A 22,411-nucleotide genomic window follows, 5' to 3' on the forward strand; every position below is an offset into this window, starting at 1 on the left:
CTGCGCCGGGCGCACCCGGTCCGTCGGCAGTTCCAGCAACGCCGGTAGCCCCGACAGTTCCTCGATCCAGTAGGAGGCCTGAGACTCCAGCGCCTCGTCGCGCAACCAATTGCGCTGCCACTGCGCGTAGTCCGGGTACTGGATCGGCAACTCCTCAAGCGGTGATGCCGGCGCCCCTTCCGCGTACGTCTCGTACAGTGCCCCGAACTCCCGCATCAGCACGCCCATCGACCAGCCGTCCGAGACGATGTGGTGCATACATAGCAGCAGCGTATGCCGGTCCGGACCCTCGCGTACCACCATCACGCGTAGCAGCGGCGCACGCTCCAGGTCGAACGCCGTCTGCGCGTTCCACCGCGCCCAATCCCGCACCTGCGCCTCGCGCTGCTCCGGCGGCAGCACCGATACGTCCAGCAGCGGCACCGACAACGACAGCGCCGGCTCTACCACCTGCACCGGCTCACCGTCCATCTCCACGAACCTTGTGCGCAGCGCCTCGTGCCGTCGCACCACCTCGCGCAAGCTGTACGTCAGTGCGGGCAGCGACAACGCCCCCTGTAACCGCAGGCCCATGGGAATGTTGTACGCCGCACTCGGCCCTTCCAGCCGCCACAGGAACCACAGCCGCTGCTGCGCGAACGACAGCGCCGCCTCGTTCGCGTCGCGACGACGCAGCGGCGGCACCGCGGGCACCGACACAGACGACCACGCCGCCGCCAGCCCCGTCACTGTCGGTGTCTCGAACACCTGCCGGATCGATACTTCCCCGCCGTGACGGCTGCGCAGCTGCGAAATCATCCGCGTCACCAACAGCGAATGCCCGCCCAGCGCGAAGAAGTTGTCGTGCACGCCCACCCGCTCCACGCCCAGCAACTCGCTCCACAACTGCGCCAGCACCGCTTCGCTCTGCGTTCGCGGCGCCACGTACGCCGCGCTGTCCGACTCGCGCTCCGGCGCCGGCAGCGCCTTGCGGTCGATCTTCCCATTCGACGTCAGCGGAAACTCCGCCAGCGCCACGATCGCCGTGGGCACCATGTAGTCCGGCAGTTGCCGCGACAGCGACAACTTCAGTGAAGCCCCATCCAGCGACGCGCCCTCTTGCGCCGACACGTACGCCACCAAGCGCTTGTCGCCGGGCACGTCCTCGCGCACCAGCACCAGCGCCTGACCCACCCCGGCCTGCTCGCGCAGCCGCGACTCGATCTCGCCCAGTTCGATGCGGTAGCCGCGCAGCTTTACCTGATGGTCCAGGCGGCCTAGATAGTCCAGTTCCCCGTACGCCAGCCAGCGCACGCGGTCGCCGGTCCGGTACATGCGCCCACCAGGCTCCCGCGAGAAGGGGTCCGGCAAAAAGCGCTCCGCCGTCAGGTCCGGCTGCAACCAATAGCCGCGAGCCACACCCAGGCCGCCAATGTACAACTCGCCCACGCTGTTGACCGGCACCGGCTCCAGGTGGGCGTCCAGCACGTACAACGCGGTGCCGGCGATGGCTCGACCGATCGGCACATTGCCCTCTCCGATACGATCGTACGGCGCAACTGTATGGATCGCACAGCCGACGACGGTCTCGGTCGGACCGTATTCATTGACGAACACCGCCTGCGGCAGACGCTCGCGCCACTGCCGCACGAGCGTCGCGCTGAGCGCCTCACCGCCGACGACGAAGCGCAATGCGCGCTCGGATGGCGCCGCGAACTCCGGGAACGCCTGCAGTGCCTCGAGATGCGCGGGGGTAATCTTCATCAGGGTCCAGTGGCCATCCTCGCGGAATTGGCGCGCGAGGTCCGCCAACTCGTCGCCGTCGGAGATCAGGACGGTACGGTTACCGGCCATCAATGGCAGAAACAGACTGGTGATGGTGGCGTCGAAACCGATCGACGAGTGCGCTGGGCTGCCGCTACCGCTGTCGGCGCGATAGGTTTCCGCGGCCCAATGCAGGTAATTCATCAATCCACGGTGCGCGATCATCACACCCTTGGGCCGTCCGGTCGAACCGGAGGTGTAGATAATATAAGCCAGATCGTCACCTGCGACCGCGCTCGGATCGGCCGTCAGTTCAGGGCTCTGCGCATCGGCCACGCCGTCGTCGACGCACCAGACCGGAGCGGATGCTGGCAAGGCGTCGCGCATGGACGACTGCGTGAGAACCATCGCCGCACCGGCATCGTCGATGAGGTTGCCGATGCGCTCCGGCGGGTAGCTCGCATCGATCGGGACGTACGCCGCCCCGCAACGATGCACCGCGAGCAGCGCAACGAGCAGCGCGTTCGAGCGGCGCATACAGACGGCGACACGCGATTCCGCACCGAGACCGGCTTCGAGCAGGCGCCACGCCAGGCGCGCGACCTGGGTCTCCAGCGCACCGTAGCTCAACTGACCGCGGCGGTCAGCCACAGCGATGGCATCGGGCATGGCGCGGGCGTGGGCGGCGATAATGGCATGCAGCGGACGGGGGTCGTGCGTCCGCGCCGGCTCGCCGCGTCCCCATTCGAGCAAGCGCGTGCGCGCGGTATCGCCAAGCAGATCGATCCCGCCCAGCGCGCGGTCCGGCTCGTCGGCCAGCCCCTCCAACAATCGAAGGAACAGCTCCGACAGTCGCTCGATGCTGCCGGCTTCGAATAGCTGCGTGTTGTATTCGAATGATCCCGAGATGCTCTGGGGCGACTCGTCCAAGGAAAGCGTCAAGTCGAACTTCGCGGTACTGGTCTCGCGCTGGATCGGCGACGCGTCCATGCCCGGCCACGACGGAGCTTTGTCCGACTGGCCTCTGCCGAACAGGAACATCACCTGGAACAACGGCGTGTGGCTGAGCGAGCGCTGGACTTTCATTGCGTCCACCACCTGTTCGAACGGCACGTCTTGATGAGCCTGCGCCTCCAGCACCGTCCGCTTTACGTCGCGCAGCAACGCGCGGAAGGTGAGTTCCGGCGCGACCTCGCTGCGCAGCACTAGCGTATTGACAAACAAGCCGATTAGATTGTGCAGCTCTTCCCGGGTGCGTCCCGAGACCGCAGAGCCCACTGCTATGTCGCGTTGGCCCGACCAGCGCGCCAGCAGCGCCTGGAAGCCGGCGAGCATACACATGAACGGCGTCGCGCCTTCATCCAGTGCAATCCGTCGCAGGCGCTCCGCCAGCGATGCGGGGATCTCGACGCGAATTGATCCGCCCCGATTGCCCAGCACCGGCGGGCGCGGGTGGTCGATCGGCAGATCCAGCAACTCGGGCAGGTCGTCAAGTCGATTGCGCCAGTACTCGATCTGACGCGCGAACGCATCCTGCCGGAGCGTATCGCGCTGCCAATGCGCGTAATCGCTGTACTGCAGGGACTCGGCCGGCCACTGCCTGCTTTCGCCCTGGCTGAAAGCAGCATAGCCATGCGCGAACTCCCGCGCGAACACGCCCAGCGACCATCCATCCGACAGGATGTGGTGCATGTTGACCAACAGCGCATGATCCCGTGGACCGAAGCGCAGCAAGCGCACCCGGAAGGGGCTGATCGCCTCCAGATCGAAACAGTGAGCGGATTCCTCCATCAGGAACTGTTCGGCATCGGGCGTGCCGTCTTCGCAAGGCACATCTTCGATGGAGAACGCCAGCTCTGATACCGGCCGCAATTCCGGAACTACCGCACAGTCGATTTCCGGGTAGCGCGTCCTGAGCACCTGGTGGCGTTCTACGATGGCGGTGATGGCGGAGCGCACGGCATCCGCGTCCAGCACACCGCGAAGGCGAAGCCCGAACAGTATGTTGTAGTGCGGCGAACCGCCGGCGAGCTTGTCCAGGAACCAGAGCCGTTCCTGGGCGTAGGACATCCGCAGCGGCGCGTCGGCAAGGTGGCGCAAGGGCTCCTCGCCCTTGGGCTCGGGCGATGTCGACAGGCATTCGATCAAATCGGCTTTGTTCGCGCGCAGGCGATCCAGCAGATCCGGCGTCATCCGCCCTTCGGGAGCGCGATAGCGCAGCTGCTGACGATCGACCCACAGGCGGATGCCCAGCGCCTGGAATTCCGTCAGCAATGACAATGCAGACTTCATACCGCGCCTTCCTCCATCGCTTCGCCCAAAGCATCCTCAGCCTCTTCCGCGGAGGTTCGCGCCCATTGCAGGGCTTGCAGCACTCCGGCGAACTCTTCCACAACCGGCACTTCGAAAATGCGCACCAAGGGCAATTCAACCCCGAATTCGCGCTGGCATGCCGCCACCAGGCGGGTTGCCAAGATGGAGTGTCCGCCCAGTTCGAAGAAATGGTCCTTGATCCCCACCCGGCCAATCCCGAGTAACTCGCCGTAGAGGGCGCAAAGCTTGCGCTCGACGGGATTACTCGGCGGCTCGTAGGGGCGCAACTTGCGCCCCTCCGGTAGGGCCGCCAGCTGCAACTCGGTGGTAACGCCGCCAATGTCGGTGAGCGCACGGGCGATTGCTTCGTATGGCACCTGGACTCTGTCCTCAGCCGACGACGCTGTAGAGACAGCCGGCTCGGGCGTCTGCTCGGGCGCCTCTTCGATGTCCCAAACCAGATCTGCCGCCGCCGTCGCAGGCACCAGATAGCGGGTGTCCCTCGCACCATCCCCGAATTCGCCGAAGACGGAAGCGAGAAAATTGCGCACCGGCGCATTGCGTTCGCTGGCTACCAGCGGAAGCGCGATGGAGCTGGAGTGCAGTGCGGCCGCGCGACGACCCAATTCGCGGATCATGGCGTGCTCGACGCCACGCCCCAGCGCGCGGCAGCTGAGCAGGAAAGTATCCGTTTCCAGCACCTCTGCGTTGCGGCGATAGAGCACTGCGCCGATCAGGCCGTAGTCGCCAAAACGGTCGCGCAGGCGAACGCAAAAGCCCCCCAGCTCGCCCAGGCGCAACTGGCTGTCCAGTTCGGCTTCGGTGCGCCGCTGGCCGCTGAGGTTGAACTGGTTGGTGCGCAGAGTTAACTCCGCGACGCGGGCGACTTCTCTTTCGCCTATGTCGTCGATGTCGATATCCAACTGCAGCGAATCGATGAAGTCCGCCAGACTCGGTGCGGCGGAGGCCGCCATGGTGCGCTCGCGATTCTGCCTGTACATTTCGCCACGCCTGCGGCTTTCTTCGCTGCTCGGTCGCACATCCAGCGCCCAGACCTGACGAAGCAGGGGCATGATCGCCCCTTCGTCCTCGGGCAACTCCAGCGTCAATACCGACGGACAGGCGCTGCGCATCTGCGCGCACTGAACCGGGTCGTCGTCGATAAACACGAAGCTGTCCAGCCCCAGGCCAAATTCTGCCGCCATGTCGCGAAGATTGTCGGGCTTGGGTTGCCAATTGACGCGCCAGCTGGTCAGGTGCTCGCGCTTGAGCCGCATGTCGCTGCGGCCTTCGAATACCGCCATGACGTCGCTCTCGACGTTGCGGCTGCACAGACAAATGAGTAGGCCGGCCTCACACAATTTGACCAACAGGTCCTGGAGCTCCAGTCGCGCCCGGGAAAGCACCACTCCTTCGGCGCCCACCTCGGCGCAGACGCCGCCCCAGAGCGTCTGGTCGCAGTCGACGACCACCACCTTCGCCGGGGCCCGCTCCACAGAGTGCCAGGCGCGAACGGCGCCGACCGCGAGCCCGGTCATGGCATCGGCGCTGTACGGCAGGTGAGCCAGCTGCTCGCTGTCCTCGTCGAACCAGCCCTCCGCCAGGTTGAAGCTCTCGATGACCTTGCGCCCCTCCACCAGATGCACAGCCGGGAGCTGCGCAGCCAGCTGGATCAGGCGCTGTTCCCAATGGCGGTAGACAGAGTTCAAATCGGGATAGGCCAGCACACGCGGCGAGACCGGCGCGATCAACAGCAGGTAGGGTACGGCACTGCCGGCGGCGGCAGCGGTGAGCGCGTCGCAGAACTGCGCCACATTGCCCTCGAGGGTGGCGGCATCCGGCTCTGCCGTCGGGCTGTCACCCAGCCAGTCCTCCAGGCGCACTACCATGAGGTTGGCCCCATACTCGTTGCGGCGCATCGGGCTTTCTGCGTCCACCAGTTGCTGGAACAGTTGCGCATAGGGCGCCAGTTCGACGCGGGCCGGCAGACCCGACCACTGAGCAAAATGCGCAAGCGCCTCGCGCATCGGGTCGATCGTGAAGGTGCCGGCCACCACCAACTGCCGCATCGAAGCGGAGGTGTCCACGGTATCGGCTGTGGGCGCGGAAACAGCGGCGCCGGTGACGCTCGCCTGGCGTTCGAGGAACTCCACCAGTCCGAGGGGAGTCTGCACAAAGGCCACGCGCCGATTGTCAAACAGCACCGCGGGTTTGGGTTCGGCAACCAGGGTGCCGCCACTGGCCAGGGCCCCCTCCATGGCTGCTGCGAGATCATCGACCTCGTAGCAAGTGTGATACAGCGTGATACCTCGCGCCAACAACCCCGCCACCTGAGCGCCCGAGACCAGTTCGATGCGCGTGCCGCCCTGGATGGCAATCAGGCATAGGGTGGCGTCCTGCAGCGGGTCGTAAACCGTTTCACTGATCTCCTGGATCTGAAACTGCGAGCGGACGTAGGCAATGCCGGAGTCCATATCGGCGCAGGCCACGCCGATATGGTGGAAGTCCATCGATTGCGGGCCTGTGGCGGTCGCTGGCGCGGGCGCAACCGGCACTTCGCCGTCGACGAGCCGGGCGAGTGCATCGATCATTTCAGAGGCGATTTCGGCAATCGCTTCCCGCGTAAACTGGCCCGGGTCGTAGCACAGGCGCAGGGAGTCTTCTCCACCCAGGGCCACGAACAGGGTCAGCGGATAGCTGATCTTGTAAGCGGTCGGCGCCGGTTCCAGGTGCACACCCAGCCGTTTGCGATCTTGCTCTATGTCGCGGCGCTGGGTGTCGGTGATAAAGTTCTGCACCACCAGTAGCGACGCGAACAGCGGCTCGCCGTCCGCCACGCCGCTTTGCTTCTGGATTTGCGGCAAGGGCAAGTGGCTGTTGGCATCGTGTTCGAGCAACTGGGTTTGGATACTGCGCAGCCACTCGGCGCTGGCCCCGCCGCGCGGCGGGCGCAGGCGCAGCGGCAGGGTATTGATCAAGGGCCCGACGATGGTTTCCACGCCGTCGAGCTCGGCCGGACGCCCCGACACCACTGTGCCGTAAACGATATCGTCGCGGCCCTCGCGCGCGGCCAACACCAATCCCCATGCCGCTTGATAGACGCAACCGACGGTGAGCTGTTCGCGGCGGGCAAAATCGCGCAACGCATCGACCAGGGACACAGGTACCGGCACCTGGTGCTCGACTGCCGTATCGCGGGACAGCGAGCGATGCCAATCGGTCTGCGCCCCGGCGCGGGTGGGTTGCGAGAAGCCGGACAGATGGTTGCGCCAATACCCCTCGGCGTCATCCGTTTGCTGCCTGCGCCGCATCCAGCCCACGTAATCTCCATAGGAGCGTGCGGCGGGCAGCCCGGGCACTTCGCCCATACTGCGCTGCGCGTATGACTCCATCAGCTCGCGCAGCACTATCGCGCTGGACCAGCCGTCCACCAAGGCGTGGTGGCGCGTCCACAACATGCGGTAATGGCCCTCGCCCAGCCGCAGCAAGCGAACCCGCGACATCACCTGCTTGCCCATGTCCACGGCAGCCGTGCGATCCTCTTCCATGATCCCGTCGCCGCGCCGGGTCTGTTCATCGGAATCCAGGGCGCTCAGGTCCTGCTCGTCCCAGTCCAGCGCCGCGTCGCTCAGCACTATCTGACGCGGATGCTCGCTGTCCAGGCTGTGGAAGACTGTGCGGAGAATGGGGTGGCGCGCGGCCACGTCATTCCAGGCAAGACGCATCGCTGCCGCGTCGAGTGAGCCTGTGACTGCGAGATCCAACTGAAGCATGTTCACCCCGGTGCCCGGGTGCAGCATTGTTTCGAACAGCATGCCGTGCTGAAGCGGCGAGACAGGATAGATGGATTCGACCCGATCGCGCCCGCCGTGCAGGGCGAGAATGCGCTGCAACTCGTCCTGGTCCAACTCGCAGCCGGGGTAGTCGGACGGCGTACAGCCGGGCTGCCCATCGCGACCGGCGAACTCGGCGAGCTCGCGCAGGGCTTCCCGGATCAATTCGCCCAGGCGATCTGCTTCGGCGCGGCTGCAGTAGGCTTCGTCGTGGGTGATCTCTAGCGCCAGACATGCATCGGCGACGGTTCCGCTGATCGCCAAGGGTTGCGCTCGCCGGACGCCGGCGCCGTGCAGATGCCCGACTTTGGTCGGTACCACGTCAAAGGCGAGGTCGTCGCCTTCCCCGCCGCGCCCGAACTGCCCCATATAGTTGAAGCTGACCTCGGCCTCAGCGAGGGATCTCATGCGTTCGCGCACCCCGTCGTCGGCACTGCAATAGCGCAAGGCGCCGTAACCCAGGCCGCGCTCGGGCACCGCCATCAGTGCGTCCTTTACTGCGGCGAGCAGCCGCCCGGGCTCGAACGCGGTCGCCGCCGGCAGGCGTATGGGATAACGCGCGGTGAACCAGCCCACCGTCGCAGTGGTATCGAGAGACGCGTCGATCGCCTCGCGGCCGTGGCCTTCAAGCTCCACGAGTAGCTGCTCAGTGCCGTTCCAGCGTTGAAAAGCCAGCGCCAGGGCGGTCAGCAGCGCGTGGTTGATCTCGGTATTGAAAGCGCGCGGCAATTTTCTCAGCAAGGTGGCAGTGGTGGAAGAATCGAGTTCGACCGCCGTCGTCGCCACGGCGCCGCTGGCGTATTGGCCCGCGTCCGCCGGACGCGGGCCGACTGCCGATTCCCACCATTCGACCTCGCCCTGCGCCACAGCGGCTTCGGCGTGGCGCGCCATGGCCTGCGACCAGTGCAACAACGGCGAGCTGCTGCCGCCAAGCACCGGCGATTGACCTTCCGCGACCTGCGCATAGGCGATGTTGATGTCTTCCAGCAGGATGCGCCAGGACACGCCATCCACGACGAGATGATGGAAGAGCCATAGCAATCGCGCCGGACCTTCCACCTCGTCTTCGCGGAAGACGAGCAGGCGGCTCAGCAGGCCCTCTTCCACCCGCAGTGAAGCCTGCGCCGCAGCGGCCGCTTCTTCTTTTGCCATCTTTCGGCGGCTCGCCGGCAGTGCGGACAGGTCGACCAACAATGGCAACGGCGGACTGGGTTCGGCATCGATATCCTGCCACCAGTTGCCCGCCGTATCGCGCACAAAGTGCGAGTTCAGCGCATGGTGTCGGCTGTACACCGCCTGCAGGGCCGCCCGCAACGCCGGCCAATGCAGCGCGGTGTTGCTTTTCATATAGACCGCTTGGTTGAAATGATCCAGACCATCGGGATGCAGTTCGAAGAAACGGGACTGACTCGGCAGCAACGCCATCCGTCCGCTCTCCCGACCGTGCGCCGGTGCGTCGTCTTGTCGGGTCCGCTCGAGACCTTCCGCGATGGCGGCAATGGTCTGTGCTTGAAAAATGCGCTTGGGCTGCAGCGCAAAGCCGGTGCGGTTCACCCGCGCCGCTATCTGAATGGCAATAATTGAATCGCCGCCGAGTTCGAAGAAGTTATCCTCCACACCGACGCGCTCGACCCCGAGCACCGCCTGCCACAGGTCGGCCAGCTGTCGCTCCAGTTCATTGCGCGGCGCCACGTACGCCGTCCGGCGATCGAGGTCGGCGGCAATCTCCGGTAGGGCCTGGCGATCCACCTTGCCGTTGCGATTGAGCGGCAACTGGCGCATCTCCCGCCACCGGGACGGCACCATGTATTCCGGCAGGCGCGCCCGCAGCCAGTCCTTCAGCGCCTCGAAGTCCAGCTCGCCCTGCCCCACTACATAGCCCGCCAGCTGCTCGCCGGGCTGAGCCGCCACGCAGGCCGCATCCACGGCCGGGTGCTCGCACAACACCGCTTCGATCTCGCCCAGCTCTACCCGGTAACCGCGAATCTTTACCTGGTGGTCGATGCGGCCATGAAAATGCAGCACGCCGTCTCGACTATCAGCCAGATCGCCGGTCCGGTAGACGCGACTACCCGCCTCCCGCGATAGCGGGTCGGGCAAGAAGCGCTCCGCCGTCAGGTCCGGGCGGCGCCAGTAGCCGCGCGCCAGGGCCGCGCCACCAATTGCCAACTCTCCGGGAATCCCCGTCCCGGCCAGATCCCAGGCCGCATCCAGCACCCTCCCCCGGCTGCCGGGCAACACCCGGCCGATCGGCGGCACCGCGCCGTCTTTCTCCTCTACCGCGTGCGTGGCGATCCCCACCGTCGTCTCCGTCGGCCCATAGTGGTTCACTATCCGGCAGTCCGGCGCCAATCTCCGCACGCGCTCGACCAGGCCCGCCTCCAGCGCCTCACCGCCAACCACCAGGCATTGGCGCGGCAGCAAACGCTCCGGCGCATCGACCGATAACAGCGCCTGCAAATGTGTTGGCACTATCTTCAGACAGTCTACCGGCCTGGCCGCCAGCAGCGCCGCCAGCCGGTTTGTGTCCAGGGCCGCGTCCGCATCCATCAGCCGCAGACAGCGTCCGCTGCACAGGGCGCCGAACAGTGCGGTATGTCCCAGGTCCGCGCCGATGGTCGCCAGTGACAGCAGTTCCGCGTCCTCTGCAAGCCTCAACCGGGGCAAGACACCTTCCACATAGGCCTGCACCGCCGAGTGCGGCACGCCCACACCCTTCGGTTGCCCCGTGGAACCGGAGGTGTAAATCAGGTAGGCCAGTTGCCGCGGATCCACTTCCACCCCGGGCGCTGTCTGCGGATACTCCGACAGCAGTGCGTCGAGATCATCGAGCAGCAACAGCCGGGTGTCTGCCTGCCCCAGCCTCGGCGCATGATCGGTATCGCTCAACCACACTGCGCAATCGGCATCGGCCAACATGAAACGGATGCGCTCGGGATGGAACTCCGGGTCTATGGGCACATAGACCCCACCCGCCTTCAGCGTGGCGAGCAACGCCAGAATCCAGCCAGGAGTACGGTCCAGACACACCGCCACGCGCGATTCCGGGCCCACGCCTTCGGCCAGCAGCCGGTGTGCCAACCGGTTCGAGGCCGCATCCAGCGCCTCGTAGGTCCATTCGCCCGCTTCCCCGCTCAGCGCTGGGTGGTCGCCGCGGCGCCGCACCGCTTCGGCAAACATCTGCGGCACCGTCTGCACAGGCTCCGGTGCCGGCTCCGCAACGCCGGTCAGCCGCGACCGCTCTGCCTCCCCCAGGTGTGACAACTCGCCCAGGACCGCCTGCGGTGCCGCCAGGGTCGCCTTCAACAGCTCCTGATACTGCGTCAGCAGTGCCGACATCGACGCCTCCGGGAATCCCTCGGCATCGAACCCCAGGCTCAAACGCCAGATCGGCCCCTGGACCAGTACCGTCAATCGCACCTGACAAGGCTCGTCCTGCGCCGAGTACCGCAGCACTTCCGGAACACCCTCGGGCACAGTCGTCAAGGCGAAACCGTAGGCCAGATAGCCCGGCGCGCCATCCTGTCCCAGGGCATCCACGGGCAGGTAGTCCTCCCATTCCCGCACGCTCGCCAGCTGCGAACGCACCTCTGAGACCAGTGATGCGATGGGTTGCCTTGGATCGGTGTTTACCACGAGAGGGAGGTACCGCGTCAGCGGTCCAATGGTGTCCGCCAGTTCGGCATCGCGGCGCGCATCGTTCGCTACCGATAGCGCCAGTGCACCCTCTGCGCGCGTGGCGCGCCGCAACAACAGCGCCCAGGCCGCCAGCAGGAGAGGCTCGGCATCTTCGCCCATTCCGCTCAGCGACGAGGCCGTCGCAATGTCCAGATCCGCCTCGACCGCATCCCGGCGCCAGCCGTCCGATCCGGCCCGCGCGTACGCCAGCCGCGGCGACGGCGGAAGCTCCGCCAACCTCCGTGTCCAGAAGTCGCTTCCTTCCCTGGCAAATACTCCCTCCGCAATCTCTTTGTACCCGGCGGCCACGTCGATGTACTGCAACGGCTCTGGCACCGTCGCTGCCCTGTCGCAAAGTGCCGCCGCCAATCTCAGCAGTCCGGGGCCGTCGGCAAGCATCGCGTCTGCCGAAAGCAACAGTAGTCCGGTGCCGTCTCGCGCTCGCAATCCCACGACTTCCAGCCCTGTGTCGGGGCTGTGTGTCTTCGGCACCGGTGCCTTGTAAAGACACTCGAGGTCGTCCACCGCGAGCGAGGCAGTGGGGGCATCGCAACTGTCGAATCGCAGTCTTCCGACAGCCTTCCCCACCAACTGCAGCGGCTCCGGCATGCCGGCCGAACGCGGGAAGGACGTACGCAGGAGCTCGTGCACTTCCGTCAGCCTGTTGAAACGCTCTCGAAGCCACGCCTGCTCCGGGAAAACTGACGGCCGAACCACGCAGCATGTTCTCGGGATGCCGGCACCGCGGGTCAATCGCCACAAGCGCGCTTGGTGTGGCGACAGTTCAAATGCCTCGCCATTAGTTGTCATAGGCACACCCAGACTCTTCAGCCTCCCGATCGAGATGGGCGAGATCCGAGGCATTCGTCATTTCACCCATTGCTACGATCACTTTGCGCGGCCCGGAAAAGGGATATCGGCCATGCGCGACCAGCATGTTGTCGACCATGAGGACGTCTCCCTGCTGCCAGGGAAAGGCGACCGCGTTCTCGCGATAAAGGCGGTCGATCGCTTCTGTCACTTCGGTTTCGATCTCGCTGCCATCGCCGTAGTACACATTGCGGGGCAAGTCCTCTTCGGCGAACAGCTCACGCAAGGCATCGCGCTCGGAGGAGGTCATATAGCCGACGTGGTGCAACTGTATCTGGTTGAAAAATACCGGCTCGCCGGTCCCGGGGTGCCGGGTGATGGCCTGGGCCGGCTGGCGGATTCGCAAGTTGTTCTCGCCAGTCCAGACGAACTCCGTGCCGAGGCTGCGCAGTTGCGCCTCGACGGCGGCGCGGTCGTCGGTGCGGAAAAAGTCTTGCCACGACACGTCCAGCCCCTCGATGAAATTGCGTACGTAAAGCAAACCCTGCGACGCCAACTTGTTCGCGATCGAGGGGTCCAGCTTGCGGTAGAGCTCCCTACAGTCGACCAGCGGCGTTTCGCCGCCCTTCTGCGCCGCCTGTATGCATCCGAAGAACTGTTTCATCGGCCAGCGATGGGTATGTGAACTTTCGTTGTGGAACAGGATCGTCTTGTCTTCCGGGTAGGGCGTCGACTTGTAAACCCTCCGACTGTTCACTTCTTTGGGCAGATCGCCGTAATCCCCGACCAGGTCCGGACAAACCGACAAGGCGAAGCGTTCGAAGCGCTCGACAGAATCGATTCCAAACCCCCTGAACAACAGGGCGCCGTGGCGGTGCAGTTTCTTTTCGATCGACTCTCGCTCGCTCGCTGCCCATTCCGTGAGCTCTACGCCGCTGGTGGCGGGAGAGAACACCAGGGGAAAGTCCGGATAGCCGTCGAGCATACTTTCCTGCACCAACTGCAGTTTTCCGATGTCTATGGCTTGGCGACGGGCCGATCTGAACCGCTGTGAACCCGTTTTGTGTCTCCGCATGAGATCGGCCCTCTCTTCTCTTTCCGCATCTGTATGGATCTCGATATCGGCAATCGGCCGGTCGGCGGCGTCCGCTGCCCGCGCCAGCACGGCAAGGTAGCGATCCGCCAGCGTCTGCCCGGTGCTATCGTCGAAGATGTCACTGCGATACTCGAACTCGGCACGAAACCCGTCGGCCTGCTCTTCGAGTGTCAAAGATAGGTCGAAGCGCGCTGCACCACTATGGATCTGTTGGCTTCGCACCGACACGCCGGCCACTTCACCGAGCTCCTGCTTGGGCATATTGTTGAGCAGAAATAGCACTTGAAACAGGGGTGAGAGGCCCGGCTCGCGCGAGGGCGCGGCCGCTGCGACGACGCGATCGAAAGGCACTTCCTGATGGGCGAGCGCATCGGTGGTCGTCTGCGACACTCGCCTGACGAGTTCGGAAAAGCTGGGATTGCCCTCGAGGCTCGTGCGCAGAGCCAGCTGATTGACAAATAGCCCCACCAGTTGTTCCAGTTCCGGGGAAGGCCGCGATGCCGCCGAGGTTCCCACGACGATATCCTGTCTTCCGTCGTAGCGGGACAACAACAGCTTGAAGGCCGCCAGCAGGACGGCGAACAGTGTGCCCCCCACCTTCTGACCGATGGCCCGCAAAGACTCCACCAGCGAGCCGTCAATCATTCGCGAGACTGTCAGCCCGCGGTTATCTCGACGTGTCTGGCGCGCGCGATCCAGTGGAAGTCGCAGCGTCGGCAGGTCCGCCAGACGGCGCTGCCACCAAGCCAGAGACTCTGCTGCCCCTGGCATCGCGAGCCGCTCTTGCTGCCAGTACACGAAATCGCTGTATTGAATTTCCAAAGGTGGCAGATTGGCGGGCCGGTCGTTCGCCGCCGCTGCAAAACATTCCAGGAGTTCGCGAATGAAGATCGCTCCCGACCACCCGTCGGAAACGATATGGTGCTTGTTCAGGAACAACTGGCTTTGCGACGGACCACAACGCACCTGCTGGATATGGAACAACGGCCCCGTTGAAAGGTTGAAAGTTCGTCGCGACTCTTCGATGCGCAGGCGCTCCAGCTCGGCAGCCGTGCAATCATCCGGAAGGCTTTCGAGATCGATGACAGGAATCCTGACGACCAAGTCCGGCTCGAAATACTGGAAGGGCTGCCCATCCTCTTCTTCGAATCTGGCTGTCAGGACCAGGTGTCGTCGAATCACGGTTTCGAATACAGGGCGTAACATATCCACGCCCACCACACTTTCGAAATGGAGCAGAGAGGGAAAGTTGAACAGGACATTGCTGCCCTCGATCCGGTCCGCAAACCAGATCCTGTACTGCGCAGCCGAAAGCGGATGTGGCCCCTTCACAGGCAGATGCCTGCTCCGGCGCAAAGGTACAGTACCTGTCTCCGGTCCAGCCGAGGTGCGCTGCGGCACGGCGGTGCGCCTCTCCAGCTGCACTGCAAGCTCTGCGAGCTCGGGGTGCGCATAGAGTTCGCGCAGCGACACGTCCGCCCCCAGACTGGAGCGCAAGCGTGTCTGCATCTGAACCAAATGCACGGAATCCCCGCCGATCTCGAAGAAGTGGTCGTCGATCCCGACCTCCTCCAAACCCAGCACCTCGCGCCAGATCGCTACCAGGGTCTCCTCCAGTCGGGTCCGCGGCGGTCTCAACTGCCGGCGCTGTAACGGCTCCGCCGGCGCGGGCAGCGCTCGCCTGTCCACCTTCCCGTTCGGTGTCAACGGAATTCGCTCCAGGGGTACCAGGGTACTCGGCACCATATATCCGGGCAGAGTCTCGGCCAGCGCTTCCCGCAACTGCTCCATCGGCGACGCCGGCGCAGGTTCCTGTTCCCAGCGCCGCGTCTGCTCGACGTCGATGGCGCCCAGCAACCAGCTATGCACCACCTCTGCGCCATCCTCCGCCCCCAGCCGTTGCGCTAGCCCCGGTGCCTTGAAGCCGCCGATCGGGCACACACCCACGGCCTCCTTCACGCCCGCCACCGAAAGCCGCTGGCCCTGCATGCCGCTGGCCAGGCGCAGGCCCGGCTCCGGTGTTCCCACGGCATAGATTGCCAAGGCGTTTTGCGCGTAGGCTGCCCCCGCCGCGCCTGCATAGCGCTCCCGCGGCACCTCGTCGCTCGCCTCCAGCAGCCGGCACCTGCCTGTGGCGGGCTCCAGCAGATAGTACCCGGCCCGCAACCCCTCTACACTGCCCGGTGTCGCCTGCGCATACCAGGTCAGGCCCGCCGGCGACTCCAGCGCCGAGAGCAGGGCCTCGAACTGGTCTGTCGTCAGCTCCCGTCCGGCAAAACGCCGGTAGCTCTGACGCTCGAACAACTCCAGCTGTAAATCCGCCGGCCGTACCTGAGTCGCCGCCAGTGTCAGGCTTGTAAGAAGCTGCTCCGTCTCCTCCAAACCCAACCGCTCCGCCTCGGGCGCGTCCGTTTCCACAACCCTTACGTCAATTCCCTGCACCGGGGCCGCCAGCTGTAGCAACGCCAATACATAACCCGCTTCGAGTTGGCACAGCTGCACGCCTTCGGCCCCGTACAGCGGCTCGACCGCCTGCTGCGCCGCCACCAGGTGCAAGCGCATGCCCGCCGCGCCGCCATCCCCGATCCGCTGCAGGCGATGATCCACTGGATCGTAGTAATAGACGCCTCGCGGCAGTTCCGCCAGCCCCTCGCCCACTTCCAGATAGGCCCGAATCGGATTCAGGCTGCCCGATGACGGGTAGAAGTACTTTGGCAGTGGTGCCTCCTCAACCGGCGTCGCTCGCAAGGCCCCGAGCCAATTGGCTAGTGCCGAAAATCCCGGCGCTTGGCCACCGCCTTGCGGCAGTGCCCAGGACAGACCCAGGGCATCCGCCGGCCGCGGCAAGTCGATCCCCGCATCTGCCACCACACGCAGGCCGGGTCGACTCAGTTTGAACAGCGCCTGCTCCGCCGGCGCCGGGCCTCCCCCCGGTCCCGATTCCAGCACCACATAACCCACGAGCCGTTTGTGGTGCGCCGCTTCGCCCAGTGCCGCCACCACCGCCTCGCGGACCAGTGGCTGGCGCAACAGGGCCACCTCGATCTCGCCGAGTTCCACACGGTAGCCCTGCACCTTGACCTGACTGTCCTCCCGGCCCAGGAACTCGATGCTGCCGTCGGGGAGATAGCGGCCCAGATCCCCCGTCCGGTACAGCCGCTCCCCCGCCACGGTTACAAAGGAGGCTGCCGTCTTTTCGGCGTCGCGCCAGTATCCCTGTGCCAACCCGATTCCGCCGATGTACAGGTCGCCCGGCACCCAGTCCGGGCAGGGCGATAAGTCCTCCTTGAGCACCTGGTAGCTCTGGTTCGCCAGGGGATAGCCATAGGGAATACTCGTCCAGGCCGGGTCCACCCGGTCGATCAAGTAGTGGATCGACCAGATCGACGCCTCCGTCGCTCCCCCGAGGCTCCTGACCCTTACCTGCGGTGCCAGCGCCTTGATCCGATCCGGCAGGCCTACCGGAATCCAATCGCCGGACAGCATCACTTCCCGCAAGGTGTCCGACAGCGGCAGCTCCCGCTGCTCGTGGTACTCCACCAGCAACTGCATCAGTGCCGGCACGGTGTTCCAGACTGTCACCCCGGCCGACGACAGCAACCGCGACCAGTGGGCCGGGTCCTTCTCCAGTTCTACATCTGGAATGACCACCGTGCCACCGGCCGACAGCAGGCCGAAGAGGTCGTACACCGACAGGTCGAAGCTCAACGACGAGACCGCCAACACCCGGTCGTCGGACCCGACCTCCAGCATGGCGTTGATGCTGTCGATGGTATTGCGCGACCCGCGATGATCAATCATTACGCCCTTTGGCCGACCGGTCGATCCCGAGGTAAAGATTACATACGCCAGCGTCTCCAGGGTCTGCACCGGCGACAGCGCTGGTAGTTCTTCCGCCGCCAGCGCATCGGCGTTCACCACCCAGCGCCTCGGAGTGCCCGGCCAGGCCACTTCCGCTTCCGGGCCCGGCTGCGTCAGGACCCGCTTCACCTCTCCCAAATCCAGCAACTGTTCGATCCGTGCAGCGGGCAGGTCCGCGTCGATCGGAAGGTAGGCCGCACCTGACTCAAGCACTGCCTGCACGGCAACCACCTGCTCCCAGCCCTTGCGCATTACCACGCCAACCAGTTCACCCGGCTGTGCACCGGCACTGCGCAAGGCGTGTCCATAGTGCCGTGCCAGCTTGCGCAATTGTCCGTAGCTGAGCTGACGCGCACTCGACCAGACCGCCAGCGCCTCCGGTGCACACGCCGCCCGGGCCTCCAATCCGGCGTGTAACAGCGTCCCGGTCCAGGGTGCGGATGTGCTGTTCGCCGCCCGCCGCGCAACCCGCTGAGCCGGCGGCAGGGGGAGGCTCGACACCTCCGTCCAGGCCGCCCTCTCCGTGGCCAGGCGCTCGAGAAGGCCTCGATAGGTATCCAGCATCGCATCCAGCATCCCGGTCGGAAACAGCGCGTCCACTACATCCCAGGCGGTATAGAGGGCGCCGTCCAGCTCGCTCACCTGATGGTCGATCCACACCTGCGAGGTCTGAGACACAGCGAATCCGCGTTGGGTTGCCGCCTCGTCCTGCCGCGAATTCGGATCGGCGGGAGCGGAGTCCATTTCCATGCCGAGCATGCTGCTGAACACAATCGGCATGCCGACGCTGTCCCCCCGGTGACGGCGCAGCTCGCGGATCAGTTCGGTGCCATCGAAGTAACGGTGCTCCAGATCGTCCCAGAGCCGCTGCTGCAGTGCTTGGGCACGCTCACCGAACCCGACACCGGAAATGAACTCGGTCCGCAGCAGCGTCAGCGAGGTAAAATCTCCAAGCAGGCGGTCAACTTCAGGGTGCAATGGAAGCCGGTTGAATGTCGTAAGGTTGAGCGCAAAATCCGGCGTCTTGCTCCAACACTGCAACACATCGGCGAAGGCGCGCAACAATACGCCGGAGGCAGTGATACCCCACTCCCCTGCGACACGCTTGATTTCTTTCCATTGCGCGGCCGGAAGACAGAACTCGCGTCGCACGAAGCGAGGGAAGCGGACTCGCGACGGATCCATCGCCAAGGGTAGTTCCGGCGCCCCCGGAAAGGTCTCCAACTGTTCCATCCAATAGGCTTCGGAACGCCGGTAGGCATCCGTTTTACGAAGCGCTTCGAGCCCCACCACATAGTCGCGGAAGTTGATTGACAGCGGCGGCAGAGACGCATTGGGCTCGAACAGTAGCGTCATCAGCTCGCCGACCAGAATCTGTTGACTGAACCCGTCCAGCACCAGCCCGTCGAAACTCCAATAGAGCCTGTAGTGATCCGCGGCGATACGATCGACCCGCAGATCGAACAGGGGCCATCGCTTCGGGTCGAAAACATGGTGGGACATCTCCTCGCGAGTTGTCAGCAGCGCCGCTTCGCGTGCAGCCGGATCGAGCTCGCGCAGATCCCTGAACGGTACCAGATAGCGACCCGGCCCGCGCAGGGTACGCTGGAGCCCGTCGTCCTGAACGATCATGCGCAGCACGTCGTGCCGATCGATCAGCCGATTCACTGCATCTTCGAAAAGCTCGATGGAAAACTCGCCGGCATGCAGCTCATGTTCGGAGTAGGCATGCGCGGCAACATTGCCGATCTCAAACGCATCCGAGCGGCCCAACCAGTAGGCTTGCTGGATATCGGTCAAGGGGAATGGCTCATAGCGCCGTGCAGCGTCGTGCGCGATCCGGGGCAAGGCATCTTCATCGCGCGCGCTCTTACCCGATTGCGCCAGTTTGTCGATATGCGCCGCGAATGCGGCTACCGCGGGATGCGCCCAAAGGTCCTTCAGCGAGGGCGCCGTGCCGAAGCGCTCGCGGGTGATGTCGAGCATCTTCGCGGCGAGCATAGAATGCCCGCCGAGTTCGAAAAATGTGTCCTCCCGGCCGATTCCGGATACGCCCAAAAGCTCGCTCCAGAGCTCGGCGACCGCCACCTCCGTCACCCCTTTCGGTGGTGTCTGCTCCTCGCGCCCCCGGCTCGACCACAGAGGTTCGGGAAAACGGTCGTAGTCCAGCTTTCCATTCGCGGTCAAGGGCATCTCGTCGAGCTGCATGAACAGGCTCGGTAGCATATAGTCCGGCAGAGATGCCTCCAGATGCTGGCGCAGAGCCTCAGTGGAAGTGCCCTGGTCACCAGCGAAATAAGCCACCAGTTGCCGCTGGCCCACAGGGTCGGTGAGGAGGCGAACCGAGGCCTGTGCTACCGATGGCACGGCCATCAATTGGCTTTCTATTTCGCCCGCTTCGATGCGGAAACCGCGCAGCTTGATCTGCGTATCGGCCCGACCCACGAACTCCATACTGCCATCGCTGCGCCAGCGCACCAGATCCCCCGTTCGATACAGGCGCGCACCGGGAATCCCGGCGAAGGGATCGGGGAGGAAAGATTTCGCAGTCAATTCCGGCTGCGCCAGATAGCACTGTGCCAGGCCGATCCCCCCGACATAGAGTTCGCCGACCACGCCAACCGGTTGCGGCCCCATGGCCGCATCCAGTACATGGGCGGAGAGTCCCGCGATAGGACGACCGATGGACGGCGCGCGCCCCTGCCCGGCATCCACGTCTCCCGATGTACTGACGACAGTGGCCTCGGTGGGACCGTAGTTGTTCACCAGGCGATAGGGTGTGCCATCTCGCAATCGCGACAGGCGATCCCCACCGACCAGAAGCGTCTGGAGATGGCGGACCCGGTCCAGGCGAGCGCCCACCAGCTCTGCCAGGGGCGTCGGCATGAAGCAATGGGTAATGCAGCGTTCGGCGAGAAAAGCGACCAGGTGCGATGGCATTTCCAGCGTTTGCTGATCGACCATTTCAACGCCGCCGCCATGCAACAGGTTTGGCCATAGTTCCCAACCCAGCGCATCGAAGCCAACGCCGGCCAGCACGCTGGCTCGCGAGGAGCTGTCCAGCGAAAACTCCCCGGCATGCCAGGCCAGAAGGTTTGCCAAAGCCGCGAAATCGACCACCACGCCCTTCGGTTTTCCGGTGGTCCCCGAGGTATAAATGACATAGGCCGGTGCCAGTTGCGTCTGCCCTTTCTCGCTATAGCCCGGCAGCGGCGCAGTGTCCGACAATGTATCGATGGTTATCGGATCGGGCATATCGGCGAAGGGGCGCGAGGCGATCAGTGCGCAGGCGCCGCTGTCTTCCACAATCGCACCTACGCGACGGGCGGGGAGACGCGGATCGATCGGAACGTAAGCCGCCCCGGTCATCCAGACTGCAAGAAGCATCGCCGGCAACCACTGGTCCCGCTCGAGGATCACGGCGACCGTCCTGCCCGGCCCGGAGCCCTGACGCCGCAGGCCAGACGCGATCCGTCGGGCGCTGCGATCGAGTTGTGCATAGCTCAGGCAGTTGTCACCGGCAGTGACCGCAATCGAATCCGGACGCGCCTTGACACAGGCAGAAAAGTCGGCAAGCGGATGCACAACGCTCGGTGCCACAGGTCCACACGACCACTCTCGCAGCCGCCCCCCTTCCTCCTCGGCCACAAGTGGAAGCTCCAGCACCGGGCATTCCGGCATGTCGAGCATCCGATCGATCAACATCAGGTAGCGCCGCCTGAAGGCTTCTATGGTCCCGCGGTCAAAGAGGTCCCGGCTGAACTCCCAATAACCGACCAGTCCGGACCCGGTCTCGTTGTAGGACACACTGAGGTCGAACTTGGCTCCCGCGACCGGCAACGGCTCGATAGAGGCACTGAGTTGCGGGAGCTCCACCGTGTCCGGTAGTTCGGTCGCATTGTTGAGGCCGAACATGACCTGAAAGATGGGCGCGTGCGCCAGGCTTCGCGGTAGGGCCAGGGATTCGACCACAGCTTCCAATGGCGCGCTCGCATGGTCCAGGGCTTCCAGCAGCGTCGCCTGTGTGTCCCGGACCAAGGTAGCGGCGTCCTGGCCCGGCCGGGTGCGCAATCGCAGCGGGACCGAATTGGCGAAGAAACCAATCATCTGCGCCAACTCGGCGCGATCGCGGTTTGCCAGGGGGGTTCCAAGGACAACCTCTTCACAGCCCGCAAGGCGGGCCATGAGCGCGCCAAATGCCGCTGTCAGCACTGCGAAGACAGTCACCTCCCTATCGCTGGCGAATGCCTGGACTCTGTCTCGCAGCTTTGCGGGAAACCTGTCGACAACGCATTCGCCCGCACGCGTCGGAACGGCCGGCCGCGACCGGTCACAGGGCAATTCGAGCAGGGGGGGCGCGCCCTCAAGGCGCGCCTTCCAGTACAGAACGTCACTCTCTTGGAGGTTCTTGCGCCCGTGCAGCCACTCCGCATAATCGCCGTACTGAATCTGCAGGGGCGGCAATTGTGCGATCTCCGAATCGATCCCGGCCTGATACAGGGTGAGTAGATCGCGCACCAGCAGGTTTAGCGACCAGCCGTCCGCGGCGACATGGTGCATCGTCAGCAACAGGATGCTTTCATCGGAAGCAGTCACCACCATATCGGCTCTCAGGAAGCCGTCCCTATCCATCCGGAACGGGTGCGCGATCACCTGGTGTTTTATCGCCTCCAGCGCACGCGCACTCACCTTCTCGGGCAAGCCCGCAAGATCGATCACGCGCAATGCCGGCGACCGGTCCAGGGGCCGTTGCATCGGTTCTCCGTCCACCAGCTCCACAATGCTGTCCAAAACCCTGTGTCGCCGGCAAAGGTCCCTCACCGCGCGAGCGAGAGAAGGCGTGTCCAGACAGCCACGCAGGTGCAACGCCGTGGCCATGGTGTAGGCGCTGTTGGGGCCGTCCACCTGCTCCAGAAACCAAAGTCTGCGCTGCTGGGGCGACAACCGGTAGTGTGTGCGCTCCGACGCCTGGATCGAGGCGCCGGCATCGGCGCGGCGCTCGCGCCGCTGTCGAAGCTCGGCGGCCAGTCTCTGTTTGGGTGACAGCGTCGGCGTAGAGGTATCACTGGAGTCCATG

General features: G+C 64.8%; 3 protein-coding genes. All 3 read right to left on the reverse strand.

Annotation, left to right across the window (positions count from 1 at the left end; translation table 11 throughout):
* Positions 1 to 4,035: amino acid adenylation domain-containing protein (locus OQE62_RS16800; protein ID WP_265723204.1), on the reverse strand; the 4,035-nt coding region annotated here is incomplete at its 3' end.
* Positions 4,032 to 12,218, reverse strand: coding sequence for a non-ribosomal peptide synthetase (locus OQE62_RS16805; protein ID WP_265723205.1), 8,187 nt, complete (start codon positions 12,216 to 12,218; stop codon positions 4,032 to 4,034). The genes OQE62_RS16800 and OQE62_RS16805, both read right to left, overlap by 4 nt.
* A gap of 148 nt (positions 12,219 to 12,366) precedes the next feature.
* Positions 12,367 to 22,410, reverse strand: coding sequence for a non-ribosomal peptide synthetase (locus OQE62_RS16810; protein WP_265723206.1), 10,044 nt, complete (start codon positions 22,408 to 22,410; stop codon positions 12,367 to 12,369).
* Position 22,411: the final 1 nt, after the last annotated feature.

The sequence above is a fragment of the Microbulbifer halophilus genome (genome assembly GCF_026183675.1).
GTDB lineage: Bacteria > Pseudomonadota > Gammaproteobacteria > Pseudomonadales > Cellvibrionaceae > Microbulbifer > Microbulbifer halophilus.